This is a genomic window from Pantoea sp. 22096, from assembly GCF_052045955.1.
Classification (GTDB): Bacteria; Pseudomonadota; Gammaproteobacteria; order Enterobacterales; family Enterobacteriaceae; genus Pantoea; species Pantoea alfalfae.
The window spans coordinates 1337810-1357335 of sequence record NZ_JBQEPW010000001.1 but is presented as its reverse complement, the minus strand read 5'-3'; the positions used below and the strand labels follow the sequence as shown (position 1 = coordinate 1357335).

The 19526-nt window shown below is 59.5% G+C and carries 14 protein-coding genes; 11 read left to right on the top strand and 3 right to left on the bottom strand.

Annotated elements, in window-relative coordinates:
- The first annotated feature begins 3 nt into the window (after positions 1-3).
- The 3 genes from nirB to cobA are packed head-to-tail and all read left to right on the top strand — an operon-like array spanning position 4 to position 7564.
- Positions 4-4068 carry a nitrite reductase large subunit NirB gene (gene nirB / locus ACTJKZ_RS06270; RefSeq protein WP_440829370.1) on the top strand — a complete coding sequence of 1355 codons (4065 nt, stop codon included), beginning with the start codon at positions 4-6 and terminating at the stop codon, positions 4066-4068.
- Positions 4065-6683: a nitrate reductase gene (locus ACTJKZ_RS06265; RefSeq protein ID WP_440829369.1), complete on the top strand. Its 2619-nt coding sequence runs from the start codon at positions 4065-4067 to the stop codon at positions 6681-6683. The genes nirB and ACTJKZ_RS06265 overlap by 4 nt, the downstream gene beginning before the upstream one ends.
- The gene (gene cobA / locus ACTJKZ_RS06260; protein ID WP_440829368.1) at positions 6683-7564 is read left to right on the top strand and encodes a uroporphyrinogen-III C-methyltransferase; all 882 of its coding nucleotides are present in this window, start codon (positions 6683-6685) and stop codon (positions 7562-7564) included. Before ACTJKZ_RS06265 ends, cobA begins: the two co-directional genes overlap by 1 nt.
- A gap of 704 nt (positions 7565-8268) precedes the next feature.
- On the opposite strand, the gene ACTJKZ_RS06255 is transcribed toward cobA, so the two are convergent.
- Positions 8269-9081, bottom strand: a complete 813-nt coding sequence (locus tag ACTJKZ_RS06255) for a DeoR/GlpR family DNA-binding transcription regulator (RefSeq protein WP_095707297.1) — start codon at positions 9079-9081, stop codon at positions 8269-8271.
- Between the two features lie 350 nt (positions 9082-9431).
- On the opposite strand from ACTJKZ_RS06255, the gene ACTJKZ_RS06250 reads away from it, so the two are divergent.
- The 8 genes from ACTJKZ_RS06250 to ACTJKZ_RS06215 all read left to right on the top strand — a co-directional run bounded on the left by ACTJKZ_RS06250 (position 9432) and on the right by ACTJKZ_RS06215 (position 18496).
- Entirely contained in the window at positions 9432-10229 is a 798-nt protein-coding gene (locus ACTJKZ_RS06250) for a GolD/DthD family dehydrogenase (RefSeq protein ID WP_161735616.1), read from the top strand.
- Positions 10230-10284: 55 nt separating this feature from the next.
- A complete protein-coding gene (locus ACTJKZ_RS06245) occupies positions 10285-11220 on the top strand; it encodes a D-ribose ABC transporter substrate-binding protein (protein ID WP_222924126.1) in 936 nt (311 codons plus the stop codon).
- Between the two features lie 45 nt (positions 11221-11265).
- Entirely contained in the window at positions 11266-11877 is a 612-nt protein-coding gene (locus ACTJKZ_RS06240; protein WP_440829367.1) for a DUF2291 family protein, read from the top strand.
- Positions 11878-11887: 10 nt separating this feature from the next.
- Complete coding sequence (locus tag ACTJKZ_RS06235) at positions 11888-13420, top strand: sugar ABC transporter ATP-binding protein (RefSeq protein WP_161735622.1); 1533 nt, start codon at positions 11888-11890, stop codon at positions 13418-13420.
- 38 nt (positions 13421-13458) lie between these two features.
- Complete coding sequence (locus ACTJKZ_RS06230) at positions 13459-14526, top strand: ABC transporter permease (protein WP_440829366.1); 1068 nt, start codon at positions 13459-13461, stop codon at positions 14524-14526.
- A gap of 11 nt (positions 14527-14537) precedes the next feature.
- Complete coding sequence (locus ACTJKZ_RS06225) at positions 14538-15335, top strand: SDR family oxidoreductase (protein ID WP_161736842.1); 798 nt, start codon at positions 14538-14540, stop codon at positions 15333-15335.
- Positions 15336-15510: 175 nt separating this feature from the next.
- A complete protein-coding gene (locus ACTJKZ_RS06220; protein WP_260058052.1) occupies positions 15511-16944 on the top strand; it encodes a YchO/YchP family invasin in 1434 nt (477 codons plus the stop codon).
- Between the two features lie 229 nt (positions 16945-17173).
- A complete protein-coding gene (locus tag ACTJKZ_RS06215) occupies positions 17174-18496 on the top strand; it encodes a methyl-accepting chemotaxis protein (RefSeq protein WP_202605114.1) in 1323 nt (440 codons plus the stop codon).
- Between the two features lie 153 nt (positions 18497-18649).
- Here the strand turns inward: ACTJKZ_RS06215 and ACTJKZ_RS06210 are convergent, their stop codons facing one another.
- Positions 18650-18850 carry a hypothetical protein gene (locus ACTJKZ_RS06210; protein WP_237566777.1) on the bottom strand — a complete coding sequence of 67 codons (201 nt, stop codon included), beginning with the start codon at positions 18848-18850 and terminating at the stop codon, positions 18650-18652.
- A 93-nt stretch (positions 18851-18943) separates the two neighbouring features.
- Positions 18944-19438, bottom strand: coding sequence for a MarR family winged helix-turn-helix transcriptional regulator (locus ACTJKZ_RS06205; protein ID WP_161736841.1), 495 nt, complete (start codon positions 19436-19438; stop codon positions 18944-18946).
- Positions 19439-19526 lie beyond the last annotated feature (88 nt).

Genomic DNA, 19526 nt, shown 5'->3' with positions numbered 1-19526 from the left:
ACCATGAGGCAACGGTTGCTGGTGATAGGTAATGGCATGGCGGGGATGCAGATGGTGGAGAGCCTGCTGCAGCGTGCGCCGCTGCGCTACGCCATTACGGTCATTGGCCGCGAGCCGCACGGCAACTACAACCGCGTGCTGCTGTCGCCGGTGCTGGCCGGTGAAAAGTCCTTTGGTGAAACCCTGATCCACGATCGCGACTGGTATCAGCGGCATGGCGTCACGCTGCTGACCGGGGAAACCGTGCAGCAGGTCGATCTGGCCGCGCGTACGGTGCAGACCGATCAGCGCCAGCTCGGCTGGGATCGGCTGGTGTTTGCCACCGGTTCACAGCCTCGTCTGCCCGCGATTCCCGGTATTGATGCCCGCCACGTACTCGGTTTTCGCAGCATCGCCGACGTCCGGCAACTGCTGACGGGCCAGGGGCCGGTGGTGATTCTGGGCGGCGGTTTTCTCGGCATTGAAGCGGCGGCGGCACTCCGCGCCCGTGGCCGTGAGGTCACGCTGGTGCACCACAAACCCTGGCTGCTGGACCGCCAGCTGGATGCCAAAGCGGGCGAGCTGTTGCTGACGGCATTAGCGCAGCGCGGCATTCGCTGCGAACTCAGCAGTGGACTCACGGCGATTGACGAGGCGGGCGTAACGCTGACCTGCGGGCGTCACTGCGCCGCCACGCAGGTCGTGATTGCCATCGGTGTTCAGCCTGCGGTGACGCTGGCGCTGGCGGCGGGTCTGCCGTGTCAGCGCGGGATTATGGTTGATGGTCAGCTGCGCAGCGCCATTCCCGATGTTTACGCCGTGGGCGAGTGCTGTGAAATCGCGGGCGAAACCTTTGGCCTTGTCGCGCCCTGCCTGGCGCAGGCAGAGATTCTGGCGGCGCAGCTGGCGGGATCGCCGCTGGCGGATTTCGTCAGTGAGCCGCTGGCGACGCGGCTTAAGGTTAGCGGCATTTCGCTGTTCAGCGCCGGTGATGTCAGTGAGGCGCCATCCATCAGCAGTTTTGATCCGATCTCCGGCGACTATCGCCGCCTTTTTCTCCGTCAGGGCCGCCTCTGTGGCGTGCTGCTCTCTGGCGATACCCGGCAGGGTGCGGCGTGGCTTGAACGTCTGCAGCGTGCCGAACCTGTCACGCTCGATACCCTGTTCGATCACCATCAACCTGAACCGCAGCCGCAGGCTGCTGAGAGTCCTGAGATGAGTAAACCGGTTTTAGCCGTGATTGGTCACGGCATGGTCAGTCACCACTTTCTTGAGCAGCTGGTTGCCCGCGAACTGCATCAGCACTATCACGTCGTGGTTTACGGCGAGGAGCGTCAGCAGGCCTACGATCGCGTGCATCTGTCGGACTATTTCAATGGCAAAACGGCCGGCGATCTGTCGCTGGTCGGCGCGGACTTCTTTGTCCGGCACGGTATCGAACTGCGCAGTGGCTGCACGGTTGTGGCCATCGATCGCCAGCAGCGCAGCCTGCGTGACAGCGCGGGCAGTGAACTGGCGTGGGATAAGCTGGTGCTGGCGACCGGCTCACGCGCATTCGTCCCGCCGGTGCCGGGCCACGATGGCGACCGCTGCTTTGTCTACCGCACGCTGGACGATCTTGATGCCATTGCCGCCTGCGCCCGCCATAGCCAGCGCGGTATCGTCATTGGCGGCGGCCTGCTGGGTCTGGAGGCGGCGAATGCGCTGCGGCAGCTCGGGCTTGAAACGCACGTGGTGGAGTTTGCGCCGCGCCTGATGGCGGTGCAGCTTGATGAGGGCGGGGCGCTGATGCTGCGCCAGAAGATCGACGCGCTGGGCGTCATCATCCACACCTCAAAACAGACCGAGCTGATCGAGCAGCAGCCCGATGGCAGCGTGGTACTGCGCTTTGCCGACGGCAGCAGTTTACCCGGCGATCTGGTGCTGTTCTCCGCCGGTATCCGTCCGCGCGATGAGCTGGCGCGTGAAGCGGGCCTGACGCTGGGACCGCGCGGCGGCATTGAGATTAACGATCGCTGCCAGACCAGCGATGACGATGTGTTTGCCATTGGGGAATGCGCGATGTGGAACGGCCAGATTTTTGGCCTTGTCGCGCCAGGATATCAGATGGCACGGGTGCTGGCCGGACATCTGGCGGCTGAACCTGCCGCCTTCAGCGGCGCGGACATGAGCACTAAGCTGAAACTGCTGGGCGTGGAGGTGGCGTCGTTCGGTGATGCCCATGGCCGCACCCAGGGCAGTCAGCACTATCACTGGACCGACGGGCCAAAAGGCGTTTACAAAAAAATCGTGGTCAGTGCTGATTGCACACGACTGCTGGGCGGCGTACTGGTCGGCGACAGCAGCGATTACGCCACGCTGCTGCAGATGATGCTCAACGACCTGCCGCTGCCTGCCGCGCCGGAGAGCCTGATCCTGCCTGCGCTGGCCGGTGCGCCAAAAGCGCCGGGCGTCGCGGCATTGCCCGACAGCGCACAGGTCTGCTCCTGTCACAACGTCAGCAAAGGCGACATCTGCGCAGCGGTGAAAGGCGGATGCGGTGAGATGAGTAGCATCAAGAGCTGCACCAAAGCAGCCACTGGTTGCGGCGGTTGTGTGGCACTGGTGAAACAGGTGATGGAGTTTCAGCTGGAAACGCTCGGCGTCGAGGTGAAAAAAGATGTCTGCGACCACTTCAGTTATTCACGGCAGGAGCTTTATCACCTGGTGCGGGCGGGTGAGTTCAGAACGTTTGATGCGCTGCTAGCCTCACACGGTAAGGGGCAGGGCTGTGAAGTGTGCAAGCCGCTGGTGGGGTCGATACTTGCCTCCTGCTGGAATGACTATCTGCTGAAACCGGCGCACCTGCCGTTACAGGATACGAATGACCGCTACTTCGCCAACATCCAGAAAGATGGCACCTATTCGGTAGTGCCGCGTGTCCCGGCGGGTGAAATTACGCCACAGGGGCTGATCGCCATTGGTGAAGTGGCAGCGCGTTATGACCTTTACACCAAAATCACCGGCGGGCAGCGTATCGACCTGTTTGGCGCGCGGCTCGATCAGCTGCCCGCTATCTGGCAGACGCTGCTTGAGGCCGGTTTTGAAACCGGTCACGCCTACGGCAAGTCGCTGCGCACCGTGAAATCCTGTGTCGGATCCACCTGGTGCCGCTACGGCGTGCAGGACTCGACCGCCTTCGCCATCACGCTGGAGAACCGCTACAAGGGACTTCGCGCCCCACATAAAATCAAGATGGCGGTCTCGGGCTGTACTCGCGAGTGTGCGGAAGCGCAGAGTAAAGATATCGGCGTGATCGCCACTGAAAAGGGCTGGAACCTCTATGTCTGCGGCAACGGCGGCATGAAGCCGCGGCACGCCGATCTGTTTGCCAGCGACCTCGACGATGCCACGCTGCTGCGCTATGTCGATCGTCTGCTGATGTTCTATATCCGTACTGCGGATCGTCTGCAACGCACCAGCGTCTGGCTGGACAATCTGGAAGGCGGTCTCGATTACCTGCGTCAGGTGGTGATTGAGGACAGCCTTGGGCTGGGTGCAACGCTGGAGCAGGAGATGCAGCGGGTGGTTGACGCCTGGCAGTGCGAGTGGCAGACCACGCTGGCGGACCCATCGCGACGTGCGTTGTTTACGCCGACGATCAACAGCGAGCAGCCCGATGAAACCCTGCACTACAGCCGGGTACGCGGTCAGCGTCAGCCTGAATCCGTGGCTGCGCGTCCGCTGCTACAGCTGCCCGCCGAGCCGTGGAGCGCAGTCTGCGCACTGGAGGCGATTCCGCCCGAAGCCGGGATCGGGGCGCGACTCGGCAGCGAGCGTGTTGCCCTGTTCCGCTTTGGCGATGCGCTCTATGCGCTGGAAGATCGTGAACCTGGCAGCGACGCCAGCGTGCTGTCGCGCGGGATTCTGGGCGATGTCGGCGGCGAGCCGGTGGTGATCTCTCCGCTCTACAAGCAGCGGGTACGGCTACGTGACGGGCAGAGTCTGGATAATCCGCAGCATCAGCTGCGCTGCTGGCCGGTGAAGCTGGAAGCGGGGCAGATCTGGCTGGCAAACCGTCCGCAAAATCCGCTGGCGCAGGCATCATGAACAGCACCTGTCCCTATTGCGGCGTCGGCTGTGGCGTCTGCGTCACGCCGCAGGGTAATCATCAGGCAACGGTGATCGGCGATGCGCATCATCCCGCTAACGCAGGCCGGTTGTGCGTTAAGGGCGCGGCGCTGGGCGAGACGCTGACGCCACAGGGGCGTCTTCTTACCGCTCAGGTTAACGGCCAGCCGGTCAGCCTTGATGCGGCGCTGGATGCGGCGGCGGCAGGATTGCGCGCGGTAATCGATCAATATGGTCCGCAGGCAGTGGCATTTTATGGCTCCGGGCAGCTGCTCACCGAGGATTACTACGTCGCCAACAAGCTGATGAAGGGCTATATCGGTGCCGCCAACATCGATACGAATTCCCGGCTCTGCATGGCGTCGGCGGTGGTCGGCTATAAGCGGGCGCTGGGGGCGGATGCGGTGCCCTGCTGTTACGACGATCTGGAACAGGCGGATCTGGTACTGCTGGTAGGGTCCAATGCCGCCTGGGCGCATCCGGTGGTCTGGCAGCGGCTGATGCAGGCGAAGCAGCAGCGACCGGCGATGCGCATTGTGGTGATTGATCCGCGCCGCACGGCCAGTTGTGACCAGGCCGATCTGCATCTGCCGCTGCGCCCTGGCAGTGATGCGGCGCTGCTTTCCGGTCTGCTGCACTGGCTGGCGCAGCACGATGGCCTGGATGCCAGCATGTTGCCGCATCTGAATGGCGTGGGTGAAACCCTGGTGGCCGCCGCGCAGTGGGATGTCGCGCGGGTTGCAGAGACCTGTGATTTAACGGAACAGCAGGTGACGCACTTTTTCCGGCTGGTCAGCCAGCACGATCGGATGCTGACGCTGTGGTGCATGGGGATTAATCAGTCCGCCACCGGCAGCGACAATAACCAGGCGATTCTTAACCTGCATCTGCTGACGGGCAAAATAGGCCGTGCAGGCTGCGGGCCTTTTTCGCTGACCGGACAGCCAAATGCGATGGGCGGACGCGAAGTGGGTGGCCTGGCGAATCAGCTGGCGGCGCACATGAGTTTTACGGAAGCGGACTGCGATCGGGTGCAGCGTTTCTGGCGCAGCCCGTCGATGGCCCGCCAGCCGGGACTGACCGCGCTGGATCTCTTCAGGGCAATTGCGGAAGGTGAGGTGAAAGCAGTGTGGATTATGGGCACCAATCCGGCGGTGTCAATGCCGGAAGGCAACCGCGTGGCGCAGGCGCTGGCGGCGTGTCCGCTGGTCATTGTCTCGGATGTGATGGCGCAGACCGACACCAGCGCCTTTGCCGATATTCTGCTGCCCGCCCAGGGCTGGGGCGAGAAGAACGGCACCGTGACGAACTCAGAGCGGCGTATTTCGCGTCAGCGCGCCTTTGCCGCCGCGCCGGGGGATGCCCGGCCTGACTGGTGGCTGCTGGCGCAGGTGGCGCAGCGACTAGGGTTCCGAGAGGGCTTTAACTGGCAGCATCCGTCGGAGATTTTCTGCGAACATGCGGCGCTGTCGGGGTTTGAGAACGACGGTCAGCGGGCGTTTGATATCAGCGGGCTGGCGCCGTTGAGCCAGGCTGCATGGGATGCGCTGCGTCCGGTTCAGTGGCCGGTTAATGCTGCTCATCCGCAGGGCTGTGCGCGGTTGTTTGGCGACCGCCGCTTTTTCCACGAGGACGGAAAAGCCCGGCTGCGTGTCCCGGCTACGCCTGCCTTAACCCCGCGTGATGCTGCTTATCCGCTATTGATGAACAGCGGTCGGGTGCGCGATCAATGGCATACCATGACGCGCACCGGGCTGGTGCCGCGTCTGATGCAGCATTGTGATGAGCCGTTTGTGGCGCTGCATCCCGCTGATGCCGTGCAGTATGGCGTGACGGCGGGCGGTCTGGCGCGGGTGCAGTCAGTACAGGGCTGGATCAGTGTACGGGTACGGGGTGATAGCGGGATGCGGCGCGGCGAGCTGTTTGTGCCGATGCACTGGAACCGGCAGTTCAGCCAGCAGAGTCACGTCGATATGCTGGTCGCCGCCCGCGCCTGTCCGTTTTCAGGGCAACCCGCGCTGAAGCAGACGCCGGTGCGGATTCTGCCGCTGACGGTGAGCTGGCAGGGCTGGCTGTGGCAGCGTGGAATGACGCAGCCCGCAGGCTTGCGCTACTGGTCGCGTACGCCCTATCCGGCGGCGCAGCGCTATGCGGTCGCGGGCGAGGGAGTGCCGCAGGCGTGGCTGGCCGGACAGGTTGATTTGTCAGGTTATGACCTGCAGGTCGCCTCCGGCAGCGGTTGTGATTACCGGTTGCTGGCATGGCGCGACGGTGAGTTGCAGCTGGCGTTTTATGCCGGTAGCGCGTTGCCATCGCTGGATAGCGCATTTGTCGCGGCGGCCTTTGCGGATGCGCCGCAGGATGCTGCCGGGCGGCACAGCGTGCTGGCGGGTCAGGCGATGCAGGGCAGCGCGGCAGGCCGGATTATCTGTAGCTGTATGGGGGTAGGCGAACAGACGATTTTGCAGGCGGTGGCGGAGGGATGTCGTACCACTCAGGCGCTTGGCCGGAAGCTGAAGTGCGGCACGCAGTGTGGCTCCTGTATTCCGGAGCTGAAGCAGCTTTTGCTGTCCGATGTGGTTGTGGAGGAATGATGACGCGAGCAATTAATTCTCTGGATAAGTTACTGGCCCCGGTCGGTGTGGCAAAGCCGCAGGGTGCGGTGTGGCTGGTGGGCGCAGGCCCTGGCGATGTGGAGTTGCTGACGGTAAAGGCGTTGCGGTTGCTGCAGCGGGCTGAAGTAGTGGTGTATGACCGGCTGGTGAGTGAAGCGGTGATGGCGGAGGTGCCGGAGAGCGCGTTAAGCATTGACGTGGGTAAGCAGCCGGGTCAGCACGGGCTGAAGCAGGCGCAGATTAATCAGTTGCTGGGGGATCTGGCGCGCAGCGGGCGCAATGTGATCCGGCTGAAAGGGGGCGATCCCTTTATTTTTGGGCGCGGTGGCGAGGAGATGGTGAGTCTGCAACAGGCCGGGATCCGCTGTGAGGTAGTGCCGGGAATTACGGCGGCGGTGGGCTGTGCGGCCGCCAGCGGGATTCCGTTGACGCATCGGGATTGTGCGCAGTCGCTGCGGTTGATTACCGGGCATGGCCGGCGTGGCGAGCCGCAGCTGGATGCAGCCGCACTGGCGGCGGTGAATCAGACGCTGGTGTTCTATATGGGGCTAAGCTGGAGTGCGTCGATCAGTGCGCAGCTGCAGGCACAGGGACGGGATACGGCGACGCCGGTGGCGATTATAGAGAACGGCACCCGGCCGGATCAGCGGGTGTTGATTACCACGCTGGGAGGGCTGGCGGAGACGGTGGCGCAGGAAAAGCCGGTTTCGCCATCGCTGCTGGTGGTGGGTGAGGTCGTGCGGTTCTATCGGGCGGATTTGCAGGTGCGGGATGATGTGACGGTGAGCCGGTGCGATGGGCAGGAAGTAGGGTGCGTCGTGCAGGAAGTAGGGTGCGTCGTGCAGGGAAAACCTGCCTGATCGCAAAGGAATCCCGCATCCCTGCGGACTGGGCTCGCCATCCCTGGCTCGCACACTTTGCTTTTCAGGCAGGCCATTCCTGCACGGCTGGCATGGGTGAGGGATTTTGTAGATTTGTTGCAATGGAGTGCAAATACGGTGCGTCGTGCAGGAAAAACCTGCCTGATCGCAAAGGAATCCCGCATCCCTGCGGACTGGGCTCGCCATCCCTGGCTCGCATACTTTGCTTTTCAGGCAGGCCATTCCTGCACGGCTGGCATGGGTGAGGGGTTTTGCAGATTTGTTGCAATGGAGTGCAAATACGGTGCGTCGTGCAGGAAAAACCGGCCTGATCGCAAAGGAATCCCGCATCCCTGCGGACTGGGCTCGCCATCCCTGGCTCGCACACTTTGCTTTTTCAGGCGGGCCATTCCTGTACGGTTGGCATGGGTGAGGGGTTTTGCAGATTTGTTGCAATGGAGTGGAAGTACGGTGCGTCGTGCAGGAAAGGCCTGCCTGCTCGCAAAGGAATTTCGCCTCCCTGCGGACTGGGCTCGCCATCCCTGGCTCGCACACTTTGCTTTTTCAGGCAGGCCATTCCTGCACGGTTGGCATGAGTGTGGAGGTTTTGATGGTTTGCAGGCATGCCCGCGCTTTCCTGCGCCTGAAATTCTCGTTTCTCCGTGCTCTGGAATCACTCACGGCACTTCGGTACGGAAGTTCAATTACATCGCCCGCTTCAGCGGCAGCGGAGCCACCAACACTTTCACGCCCAGGGCCTCAAACGCTTTGACCTGCGCGGCGCTGATGCCGCTGTCGGTAATCAGGTAGTGGATGTTGCTCCAGTCACAGGGCAGCGCGAACATGGACACCTTGTCGATTTTGCTGGAGTCCGCCACCACGTAAACCGTGCTGGCAGATTTGATCATCGCCAGTTTTACCTTGATGTCCGTTTCGCTGGGGAAGCTCAGGCCCAGACGCGGTGAGATGCAGGCGGTGGCCAGAAAGAGTTTTTCGGCCAGCACATTTTCGAAAAAGCTGGCCGCTTTCTCGCCCGAGGTGGAGAGCGTCGGAAACTTAAAGGTGCCGCCGGTCAGCAGGATATTGATCCCCGGCTCGCCGCCCAGTTTCAGGGCGATATTGACTGCCGTGGTCACCACGGACAAACGGCGGATGTGGCTGATGGCGTCGGTAATCGCCGTGGTGGTGGTGCCGGAATCGAAAATCACCGTGTCGCCATTTTCGATATGCTGCGCCGCCAGTCGGCCAATCGCCTCTTTCTCTTCCAGATGGGTCTGCCGCTCCAGCAGCATCGCGCCGGTATTCTGCTTGCCCGTCATCAGCGTTGCGCCACCGTGGTAGCGCTGCACAAACCCCTGTTTTTGCAGCATGCGCAGGTCGCTGCGTAATGTGGCTTCAGTCAGTCCAAAGGTCTCGGTCAGCGCTTTGACCGTGACCGTACCATCCTCACGGATCATCTCCAGAATTTTCTCGCGGCGTTGCTGCATGTCAGCGAACTGCTCACTTTTGCTTTTCAATCGAAATGCTCCCTTTTTCAGTAACCTGATGGCTTGGGCGGACAAGGTCTCTGTGGCTGAGTTTAACGCGCCATTTTTATGAATGCGAGATGACCTGACAGGTCTGTGATTTTCGAACGAAAATAAATAATCAGCAGGTTATTGAATCTCCCAGGCTTTCCCGATTGCCGCAGAGCAGCTTTATTTCGGGACTGGAACCCAGATCACGTCTTTTCAATCAGATAAGCCGCTTTGTACAGCAGATGGTCGAAATTTGATCTGCTCCACATATCATTTCTTTTCGATAGCTTATATTTTTGTTCGAAAATGATTGAGTCAACGGCATCAGCAAAAATCAGGGGAAGAGTGGGATGAGTGGTGAATATGACGTAAACCTGCGCTACGGCGTGGATACTGCAATGAATCTGGCCGGTAAGGTGGCGGTGGTGACCGGCGGGCTGGGCGGCATCGCCATGGCAACCAATGGCATGCTGCTGGAGAAGGGCGCGCATCTGGCACTGCTCTATCCGCCGTTTGAAGCGGAGAAAGTTGCCAGTCTGCAGGCGGACTTCGCGGCCGATCGGGTACAGTTTGTCTGCTGTGACGTCACCGATCCCGCGTCGGTGGAAAAGGCGTTTGACGCGGTGGTTTCCCACTATGGCCGCATCGATATTCTGGTCAACTGCGCAGGCTACGTGATGCTGCAGCCGGTGATTGAGACTGATTTTGCTGAGTGGCAGAAGCAGATCGCGGTGAATCTTACCGGCCCTTTCCTCTGCTCGCAGGCGGCCGCACGGCTGATGATTCGTGCCGGTGCGGGCGGCAAGATTATTAACATCGCCTCCCAGGCGGCGTCCATCGCGATCGACAATCATGTCGCCTACACCTCCGCCAAAGCGGGTCTGCTGGGCATGACTAAAGTGATGGCCAAAGAGTTTGCTCCGCATCGCATCAACGTGAATACCCTGTCGCCCACCGTGGTGCTCACGCCGATGGGCGAGAAAGCCTGGCGCGGCGAGAAAGGCGAGCAGATGAAAAAGCTGATTCCGCTGGGTCGCTTTGCCTATACCGATGAGATCGCCGCCGCCGTGCTGTTCTTCGCCAGCAACGGCAGCGACATGATTACCGGCGCAGATTTGATGATCGATGGTGGCTTCACCATCTGGTAAGGCCAACCCAACACCTGGGACTTCATACCCTGCCATAACGATAAGAGAGAACATCATGAAAAACCGTACCCTGCTGTGTACTGCCGTGGCTGCCTGTCTGGTTTCTCAGGCGGCGTTTGCCGCCGAAAAAGGCACCATTATGATTCTGGTTAACTCACTCGATAATCCTTACTACGCCTCCGAAGCCAAAGGGGCCAACCTCAAAGCGCAGTCGCTGGGCTACAAAACCACGGTGCTGTCGCACGGCGAAGATGTGAAGAAGCAGAGCGAACTGATCGATGCCGCTATCGGTAAGAAAGTGCAGGGTATCGTGCTGGATAACGCCGACTCCACCGCCAGCGTAGCGGCGATCAAAAAAGCCAAAGATGCCGGCATTCCGGTGGTGCTGATCAACCGTGAAATCCCGGTAGATGACGTGGCGCTGGCGCAGATTACCCACAACAACTTCCAGGCGGGTTCAGATGTGGCCAACGTCTTTGTCGAAAAGATGGGGGAAAAGGGCAAATACGCCGAGCTGGCCTGTAACCTGGCCGACAACAACTGCGTGACCCGTTCTAAATCGTTCCATCAGGTGCTGGATCAGTATCCCGATATGCAGAGCGTGGCGCGTCAGGATGCCAAAGGCACCCTGATCGATGGCAAGCGCATTATGGACAGCATCCTGCAGGCGCACCCGGATGTGAAAGGCGTGATCTGTGGTAACGGTCCGGTCGCGCTGGGTGCCATTGCGGCGCTCAAGGCAGCCGGTCGCAACGATGTCATCGTGGTGGGGATTGATGGCAGCAACGACGAACGCGATGCGGTCAAAGCGGGTACGCTGAAAGCCACGGTGATGCTGCAGGCGCAGGCGATTGCCGCTGAAGGCGTGACCGATCTCGATAACTTCATTCAGAAAGGCGTGAAGCCGGAGAAACAGCGTGTCATGTTCCGCGGCATTCTGATTACTCCGGAAAACGCCAAAGGCGTCCAGGACTTTAACTACAAGTCGTAATTAACCGCTGCCGCGCCTGCGCGAGCGGGCGCCAGGGAGAAGAAGATGTCCCGAAGAGTCTGGCTGACGCTGGTAGTCATGCTGCTAAGCGGCTGCAAAATTATGTCGCAGCAGGAGCTGGCTGACCTGAAGAATCCCCCCAATCCGAAGATGGCCAACATCGACCAGCTCTGGCAACAGAAGCTGGTGCCGCAGGTCCAGGCGGAGGCGAAACCGCTGGCAGCGCTGATGACGTCGCTCCAGTCTGCCAAAGACTTTGACAGCGCCTGTCAGACCTACGGCTATCGCAGTCAGGCTGAGAACCCCTGTATTTTCAGCGTCTCCGTTCGCGGTCAGGTAACGGCTGTCAATACCACTTCCCGCAGCGGAAAGATGACCGTAAAGGATGAATCAGGTGACAGTGTCACTATTCAGGTGGGACCGATCATCCGGGGCACGGCGCTGCGCGATGTCTATAAAGGCGCGAGTTATCAGGACTTTAACGATCAGGTGCTTTTTGGTGATTACGGTAAGGCGATTAACCAGCACGCCTCAGCCCTGATGCAACAGTTCGCGCCAAAAGTGGGCGACAAAGTGATGGTCAGCGGCGTGTTCAGCAGCTGGGACATTCCGCAACAGCTGCCGGATATCACCCCGGCTGCCATCACCCGGCAATAAGGAGCGGCAGATGCAAAATCCGCAACCGCAAACGTCCGGCGACGTGATTATCGAAACGCGCAACGTGTCGCGTCTCTATCCCGGCGTGACCGCGCTCGATCAGGTCAGCTATCGGGTCTACCGCAACAAAGTGAATGTCCTGATTGGGGAGAACGGGGCCGGCAAGTCCACCATGATGAAGATGCTGGCCGGGGTTGAAACGCCGTCGTCGGGCGAGATTCTGCTGGATGGCAAGGTGGTGTCGCTGAACTCCACCCATCAGGCGGAGAAGCAGGGGATCAGCATCATTTTTCAGGAGCTGAATCTGTTTCCCAACATGAACGTGATGGACAACATTTTTATCGCCAACGAGTTTTTCCAGCGCGGCGTCATCAATGAGAAGTATCAGTACGCGCTGGCGAAGTCGCTGCTGCAAAGGCTGCAGCTCGATGTCGATCCCTATGCACCGCTGGGCGAGTTGGGCATCGGGCATCAGCAACTGGTGGAGATTGCCAGAGCGCTGTCGAAGGATACCAGGGTGTTGATCATGGATGAACCCACCAGTGCCCTGAGTCAGTCGGAAGTCAAAGTGCTGTTCAATGTCATCGACCAGCTGAAGCGACGCGGCGTCACCATTATCTACATCTCACACCGGCTGGAAGAGTTGATGGAGATAGGCGATCACATCACCATTTTTCGCGATGGCCGTTTTATCAGTGAGCGCGAGGTGCGCGACGCCAGCGTGCCGTGGATTATCGCCCAGATGGTGGGCGATAAGAAAAAACAGTTCGACTATCAGCCTGCGCCACAAGGAGAAACGGTGCTGGAGGTCGAGGGGCTGACCGCGCTGCATCAGAACGGTGGCTACAAGCTGAATGAGGTCAGTTTTACCCTGCGCAAGGGCGAGGTAATCGGCATTTATGGTCTGCTGGGTGCCGGGCGCACCGAGCTGTTTAAGGGGCTGATTGGCCTGATGCCCTGTCAGTCGGGCCGGGTACGGCTGTCCGGTAAGGATCTGGCAAAGCGCAGCTTCCAGCAGCGGCTGAAAAGTGGCATCGCGCTGGTGCCGGAAGATCGCAAAGGCGAAGGGGTGATTGAACTGATGTCGATCACCGCCAACATGACACTCTCTGATTTCAGCCTGCGCGGTTTTCGCCGGGCGCTGGGGCTGCTGAATCCCGGCCGGGAGCAGCAGCGGGTCAATGAGATGATCGGCCATCTGGCGATCAAAGTCAGCGATCCCGATCTGCCGGTCACGGCGCTAAGCGGGGGTAATCAGCAGAAGGTCGTGCTGGGTAAAGCGCTGATGACCGGGCCGCAGGTGGTGTTGCTGGATGAGCCGACGCGCGGCATCGATGTCGGTGCCAAAACCGACGTCTATCACCTGATTGGCAATCTGGCTCAGCAGGGGCTGGCCGTCATGTTCTCATCGTCTGAACTGGATGAGGTGATGGCGCTCGCGGACCGCATTTTAGTGATGGCCGATGGCCGGATAACGGCCGATCTGCCCCGCGCAGCGGCAACGAGAGAACATCTGATCGCGGCATCAACCCCGCAGGATTAAGCGCCTGACCCATTGGGCTAAGCTGGCCGGAGAATGTCATGAACCAAAAATACCTGCTCTATATGTACCTCCTCAAGGCGCGCACCTTTATTGCGCTGCTGATTGTAGTCGGCTTCTTCAGCGTGATGGTGCCGAACTTTCTGACGCCCTCTAACCTGCTGATTATGACGCAGCACGTCGCCATTACCGGACTGCTGGCGATTGGCATGACGCTGGTGATCCTCACCGGCGGTATCGATCTCTCGGTGGGCGCGGTCGCGGGGATCTGCGGCATGGTGGCGGGCGCGCTGCTGACCAGTGGCATTCCGTTATGGGGCGGCAATACGCTGTTTCTCAACGTGCCGGAAGTGATTCTGGTGGTGGCGATCTTTGGCGTGCTGGTGGGGCTGATTAACGGCACGGTGATCACCCGACTGGGCGTGGCCCCCTTTATCTGCACCCTGGGCATGATGTATGTGGCGCGCGGGGCGGCACTGCTGTTCAACGACGGCGGCACCTACGCCAATCTGGTCGGGATGCCCGCGCTGGGCAACACCGGTTTTGCCCTGCTGGGTTCCGGCACCGTGCTGGGCGTGTATCTGCCGATCTGGCTGATGCTCGGCTTCTTACTGCTTGGCCTCTACCTGACGCGCAAAACCCCGCTGGGCCGTTACATCTACGCGATTGGCGGCAATGAGTCCGCCGCGCGACTGGCGGGCGTGCCGATTATCAAAGTGAAAGTTTTTGTCTACGCCTTTTCCGGCCTCTGCGCCGGTCTGGTTGGGCTGGTGGTGGCCTCTCAGTTGCAGACTGCGCATCCGATGACCGGCAACATGTTTGAGATGGATGCCATTGGTGCCACCGTGCTGGGCGGCACGGCGCTGGCGGGCGGGCGTGGGCGGGTGTCCGGCTCGATTATTGGCGCGTTCGTGATCGTCTTCCTGGCGGATGGCATGGTGATGATGGGCGTCAGCGATTTCTGGCAGATGGTAATTAAAGGTCTGGTGATTGTCACAGCCGTCGTGATCGACCAGTTCCAGCAGCGTCTGCAAAGCAAAGTGGTGCTGCTGCGTCGCCATGAAAAAAAGCAGCAGGCAGCGCCTCTCACTGATATTCGTCACAGTTAACAGGAGCAATTATGAGCCGCGAACAACGTGCAAAAACAGTGGTGATTACCGGTGCCTGTCGCGGCATCGGTGCCGGGATCGCGGCACGTTTCGCCCGCGACGGGGCCAGGCTGGTGATGGTGTCGAATGCCGATCGGGTCTTTGCCACCGCTGACCAGCTTCAAGAGCAGTACGGCAGTGAGATTCTGGCGCTGCGGGTCGACGTTACGGATGAAGCGGCGGTGCAGCAGCTCTATCAGCAGGCCTTTGAACGCTTTGGACAGATTGACGTCTCGATTCAGAATGCGGGCGTGATCACCATTGACCGTTTCGACACCATGCCGAAAAGCGACTTTGAGCGGATTCTGGCTGTGAACACCACCGCCGTCTGGCTCTGCTGTCGTGAAGCCGCGAAATATATGGTGAAGCAGGGCAGCGGCAGTCTGATTAACACCTCATCGGGGCAGGGACGGCAGGGCTTTATTTACACGCCGCACTATGCCGCCAGCAAAATGGGGGTCATCGGCATCACTCAGAGTCTGGCGCTGGAGCTGGCACCGTGGAACATTACGGTCAACGCCTTCTGTCCCGGCATCATTGAGAGTGAGATGTGGGATTACAACGATCGCGTCTGGGGCGAGATCCTCAGCAGCGAGGAGAAAACCTACGGCAAAGGTGAGTTGATGGCCGAGTGGGTGAAAAATATTCCGCTGAAGCGTGCCGGTCAGCCGGAGGATGTGGCCGGGCTGGTGGCGTTTCTGGCTTCAGAAGATGCGCGCTATATCACCGGACAGACTATTAATGTCGATGGCGGCTTAATCTTCTCCTGATGACGCCAGAGATGATCCAGGCCTGCTGCATAGCAGGCCTTTTTTTCTGCCAGACTTTTCTGGTATATGCACAATTTGCCTCTGCTGTCCTGCATCGCCGTCACAATATGTTAAGGTAACTGTGAATGAATTTGACTTTTATCGCAGTGACAAATTAATCAATGTGCCAGGTGACATGATACGGAAAACAGGGGTTCTCTCTTTGATTGCGCTGTCGCTCTCTGCCTTGCAGAGCGCTCACGCGTTCCAGACTGAAACAACAGTGTCAGAAACGCCCTTCGACAATCCTGCGCGCTACAGTGATTCGCTCCCGACGCTCGGCAGCACCCGCGACGAGGATGAAGCATGGAGCAAAAAGCTGGCGGCTGTGGCGAAAAGCATCGGTGAAGCGAGTAACAACAGCGACAGCAATGTGACGTTTGGCCAGCAGGCGGGCGTCTGGGCGTTCAATCATCTGCGTGATGAAGTGGCCGGTCGGGTTGAGAGCGAAGGGCAGTCACTGCTGTCGCCTTATGGTAACGCGCAGCTGGACCTGAAAGTCGACATGAACGGAAACTTCACCGGCACTGGCGGCGATCTCTTCAGCGCACTGGCCGACGAGAATAGCCAGCTTACCTTCAGCCAGCTTGGCCTGCATGATACCGGTGAGGGTCTGGTCGGCAATGCGGGACTGGGACAGCGGTGGGACGCCGGTAACTGGCTGCTGGGCTACAACGGCTTTGTTGATCACGTCTTCAGCAGCGGCCTGCAGCGCGCCTCGGTGGGAACTGAAGCCTGGAGTGATTCGATGCGTTTCTCTGCCAACTACTATCAGCCACTTTCCGGCTGGAAAAATCTGGGCAGTTCGCAGCAGCAGCGCATGGCGCGCGGCTATGACATCACCAGCCAGAGCTATCTGCCCTTTTATCGTCAGCTGGGCGTCTCGGTAAGCTATCAGCAATATCTGGGTGAAAATGTCGATCTGTTTAACAGCGGCAACCGCTATCACAATCCCTCTGCCATGTCGTTTGGCCTCTCTTACACACCAGTGCCGCTGGTAACGCTGTCTGCTACTCACAAAACCAGCAGTGCCGGTGAAAGCCAGGATCAACTGGGGCTGAAACTGAACTATCGCTTCGGCGTGGCGCTGAGCCGTCAGCTTGACGCCGGTAACGTCGCGGAAGCGCGCTCTCTGCGTGGCAGCCGTTACGATACCGTGACCCGCAGCGATACGCCGGTGCTCTCATTCCGTCAGCGCAAAACCCTGTCGGTATTTCTGGCGACACCGCCCTGGCAGTTAAGCAGTGGCGAGAGTCTGCCGCTGAAGCTACAGGTGCGGGCAAGCAATGACATCAGGGCAGTGAGCTGGCAGGGTGACACGCAGGCGCTGAGCCTGACGCCACCGGCCAATAACGCCGATCCGCAGGGCTGGAGTGTGATTTTACCGCAATGGGATCCGTCGCCAGACGCCAGCAACGAATACCGGCTGTCGGTGACGCTGGAGGACAGCAAGCAGCAGCGTGTCACCTCTAACTGGATCACCCTGAAGGTTGAGCCACCGATGGCGATGGACGCGGCTCCGCAGACCGATCGTTACGATTTAATGGCGCCTACCGGTACGGCGCTGTAGCGGGAACCTGCCAGCACTGCGCTCTGGCGGGTAAATCTGACCAGCGTGATGCATGACCCGTCCGCCCGGATTCATCTGACCACTGTACCGATGCTGTGCGGCCGTCAGGCTTATGTGTCAGTAGTAACATCATGTTGCAATCATCAGTCGCAACTATCGCAGCGATGCGTAAGGGACGCTGGCAAAATGCCGATGATAAGAGCAATTCCATCGTTTACTGGTCTTGCTTATGCGCCTGAGTTTACTGAAATATCTTGTCCCTGCTTTTCTTCGTCAGCGTGATCTGCACGCCGCCGCGTCTTTCCGCTCGCTGGGGCGCGCTATGCCCGTGATTGAGTTCACGCCTGAGGGCATTATTCAGAAAGCCAGCCCGCTATTTCTGGCCGCCATGGGATACCGGGCGGACGACATTGTCGGCCAGCATCACAGCATGTTCTGCCCGCCCGCGCTGGTGAACTCGCCAGAGTACCAACGTTTCTGGCAGCGTCTGGCGGCAGGCGAAAGCTTCAGTGATAAATATCTGCGGCTGGCGAACGGCATGCGACCAGTCTGGCTGGAGGCGAGCTATATTCCGGTGACTGACCGGCGCGGACGGGTATTCAAAATCGTGAAAATAGCGGCTGATATTTCAGAAAGAATGCAGTCATCACTGGAGCAGGAGTCCATCATCAATGCGATCAGCCGCTCCATGGCCGTGATCGCATTCAGTCCTGACGGCCACGTGCTGGAGGCAAATGATAACTTCCTTAAGGCTACCGGCTATCAGGCTGCTGAAGTAACAGGAAAGCATCACCGGCTTTTCTGTTCGGATGCGCTCTCTCAGAGTGAGGAGTATCGGCAGTTCTGGGTGAGGCTGAATCAGGGCGAGTTTTTTTCGGGCCAGTTTCCCCGTCTTAACCGGCGTGGCGAACCGCTCTGGCTCAGGGCCACTTACAACCCGGTTTTTAACAGCGATGGACAGCTCATTAAAATTGTTAAATTCGCCACCGATGTGACGGAACAGGTGCTACGTAATCAGCAGGAATATGATGCGGCATTAAATGCCTGGAACATGGCCGTACAGACGCGGGGAAGTGCACAGGCGGGTGCGGATGTTATCGACAACAGCATTCAGATGATCAGCCGGATTGCTGAAGAGATGAGCGTGGTCTCGGCAGATGTGACGCGCCTGAACAGCCAGTCTGACAGCATTAATGGCATGGTTGAAACCATCCGACGCTTTGCCATGCAGACCCGCCTTATTGCACTGAATGCCGCCATTGAAGCGGCGCGGGCGGGCACGTCAGGCCGCAGCTTTGCCGTTGTGGCGGCAGAGGTCCGCAGCCTGGCGGCCAGCGTCAGCAGTGCGACCGAGGAGATTGAGCGGGTAGCCACAGGGAATAATCAACTGGCCAGAGAGGTGCTGCGGGGAATTGAAACCTCGCTGGCGAACACCGGTCAGGGGGTACTGCTAATGCGTGAGGCAGGAGACGTGATTGCCAGTATTAAGAAGGATTCAGAGCGGGTTGAAAGCGCCGTCAGAGACGTTGCCCGCGCGGCACATAGCGAATAACGACGCCTTCATCGGCCGGGTAAACAGGGCCGGTGAAGGCGTGGCCCGGAAGAGCAGGGATGAATCGGGCCAGGTCCGGCGTGGGTACGAACAGGAGAATAAGGAACGGCGGTTGTGACGCTTATCTGAACAGCGCCGCTCAGCCCGGCATGGTCAGTTAACCAGTTTCGTCACGACACGAACGGCTCTGGCGTAGACTTCTCTCTGACCGTTGACAGACCGCGCTTCCTGTTGTTTCAGAAACGCAATGATTTCCTGGATTCCTGCTGTCTTACCTGACTTCAGCAGGCTGGAAACAGCCTGTCCTACCACGGCATGGACATCATCCATATCCGCCGGTTTATCGATGCTCAAAAGAAACTCCAGGGCAGCAATTCTGCTGAACAGCATCTGAATGGGCAACGCGTCGGTGATTCAGCCTGCCCGTCTGTTTATCGAAAGCGAGCATTATGGCAGAGCCTTAAGCAGTTTTTCCCGCAGTGTGGCAACCTGGGTCGTCAGTTCACCCAGCTCACTGCAGGCGGTATCCATTACTGAGATCATATCTGCCGGGACACCCGCCGCCGCGACTTTAAGCTGGTGGCCCTGTTCCGTCAGTGAGACCACAACCCGACGCTCATCCTTCCCGGTGTCACGCTGCCGACAGATAATGCCAGCGCTCTCCAGCCGCTTCAGAAGCTGACTGAGCGTGCCGGAATCCAGCCGGACGCGCGCGCCAATCTCAGAAACGGTCAGGCGATCTTTTTCCCACAGCACCAGCAGTACCAGATACTGCGGATAGGTCAGCCCAAGCGGTTTCAGCCGCGACTGATAGAGCTTTGTCATGGCGAGCGATGCGGAATAGAGCGCAAAGCAGAGAAACTGGTCGATGGTTTCTGGCGCTGCACTGGCGGGAGACGTATCAGCGATCCCCACGGTTTCATCATTCATATTTTTACTCATTCTGAGTCCGGGGCAGGAGAGCCAGACCACCGGCGGCTTATCAGCCCTGAAGTCTTGCTAAGTGTATATCGGGGAGATGCTGACTGCA

What these genes read in the sequence shown, in the direction of transcription:
- ACTJKZ_RS06250 (WP_161735616.1), top strand. Translation starts at nt 9,432, where the DNA reads ATGAGTGGTGAATATGACGTAAACCTGCGCTACGGCGTGGATACTGCA.
- ACTJKZ_RS06230 (WP_440829366.1), top strand. Translation starts at nt 13,459, where the DNA reads ATGAACCAAAAATACCTGCTCTATATGTACCTCCTCAAGGCGCGCACC.
- ACTJKZ_RS06215 (WP_202605114.1), top strand. Translation starts at nt 17,174, where the DNA reads ATGCGCCTGAGTTTACTGAAATATCTTGTCCCTGCTTTTCTTCGTCAG.
- ACTJKZ_RS06235 (WP_161735622.1), top strand. Translation starts at nt 11,888, where the DNA reads ATGCAAAATCCGCAACCGCAAACGTCCGGCGACGTGATTATCGAAACG.
- ACTJKZ_RS06225 (WP_161736842.1), top strand. Translation starts at nt 14,538, where the DNA reads ATGAGCCGCGAACAACGTGCAAAAACAGTGGTGATTACCGGTGCCTGT.
- ACTJKZ_RS06245 (WP_222924126.1), top strand. Translation starts at nt 10,285, where the DNA reads ATGAAAAACCGTACCCTGCTGTGTACTGCCGTGGCTGCCTGTCTGGTT.
- ACTJKZ_RS06205 (WP_161736841.1), bottom strand. Translation starts at nt 19,438, where the DNA reads ATGAGTAAAAATATGAATGATGAAACCGTGGGGATCGCTGATACGTCT.
- cobA (WP_440829368.1), top strand. Translation starts at nt 6,683, where the DNA reads ATGACGCGAGCAATTAATTCTCTGGATAAGTTACTGGCCCCGGTCGGT.
- ACTJKZ_RS06220 (WP_260058052.1), top strand. Translation starts at nt 15,511, where the DNA reads ATGATACGGAAAACAGGGGTTCTCTCTTTGATTGCGCTGTCGCTCTCT.
- ACTJKZ_RS06265 (WP_440829369.1), top strand. Translation starts at nt 4,065, where the DNA reads ATGAACAGCACCTGTCCCTATTGCGGCGTCGGCTGTGGCGTCTGCGTC.
- nirB (WP_440829370.1), top strand. Translation starts at nt 4, where the DNA reads ATGAGGCAACGGTTGCTGGTGATAGGTAATGGCATGGCGGGGATGCAG.
- ACTJKZ_RS06240 (WP_440829367.1), top strand. Translation starts at nt 11,266, where the DNA reads ATGTCCCGAAGAGTCTGGCTGACGCTGGTAGTCATGCTGCTAAGCGGC.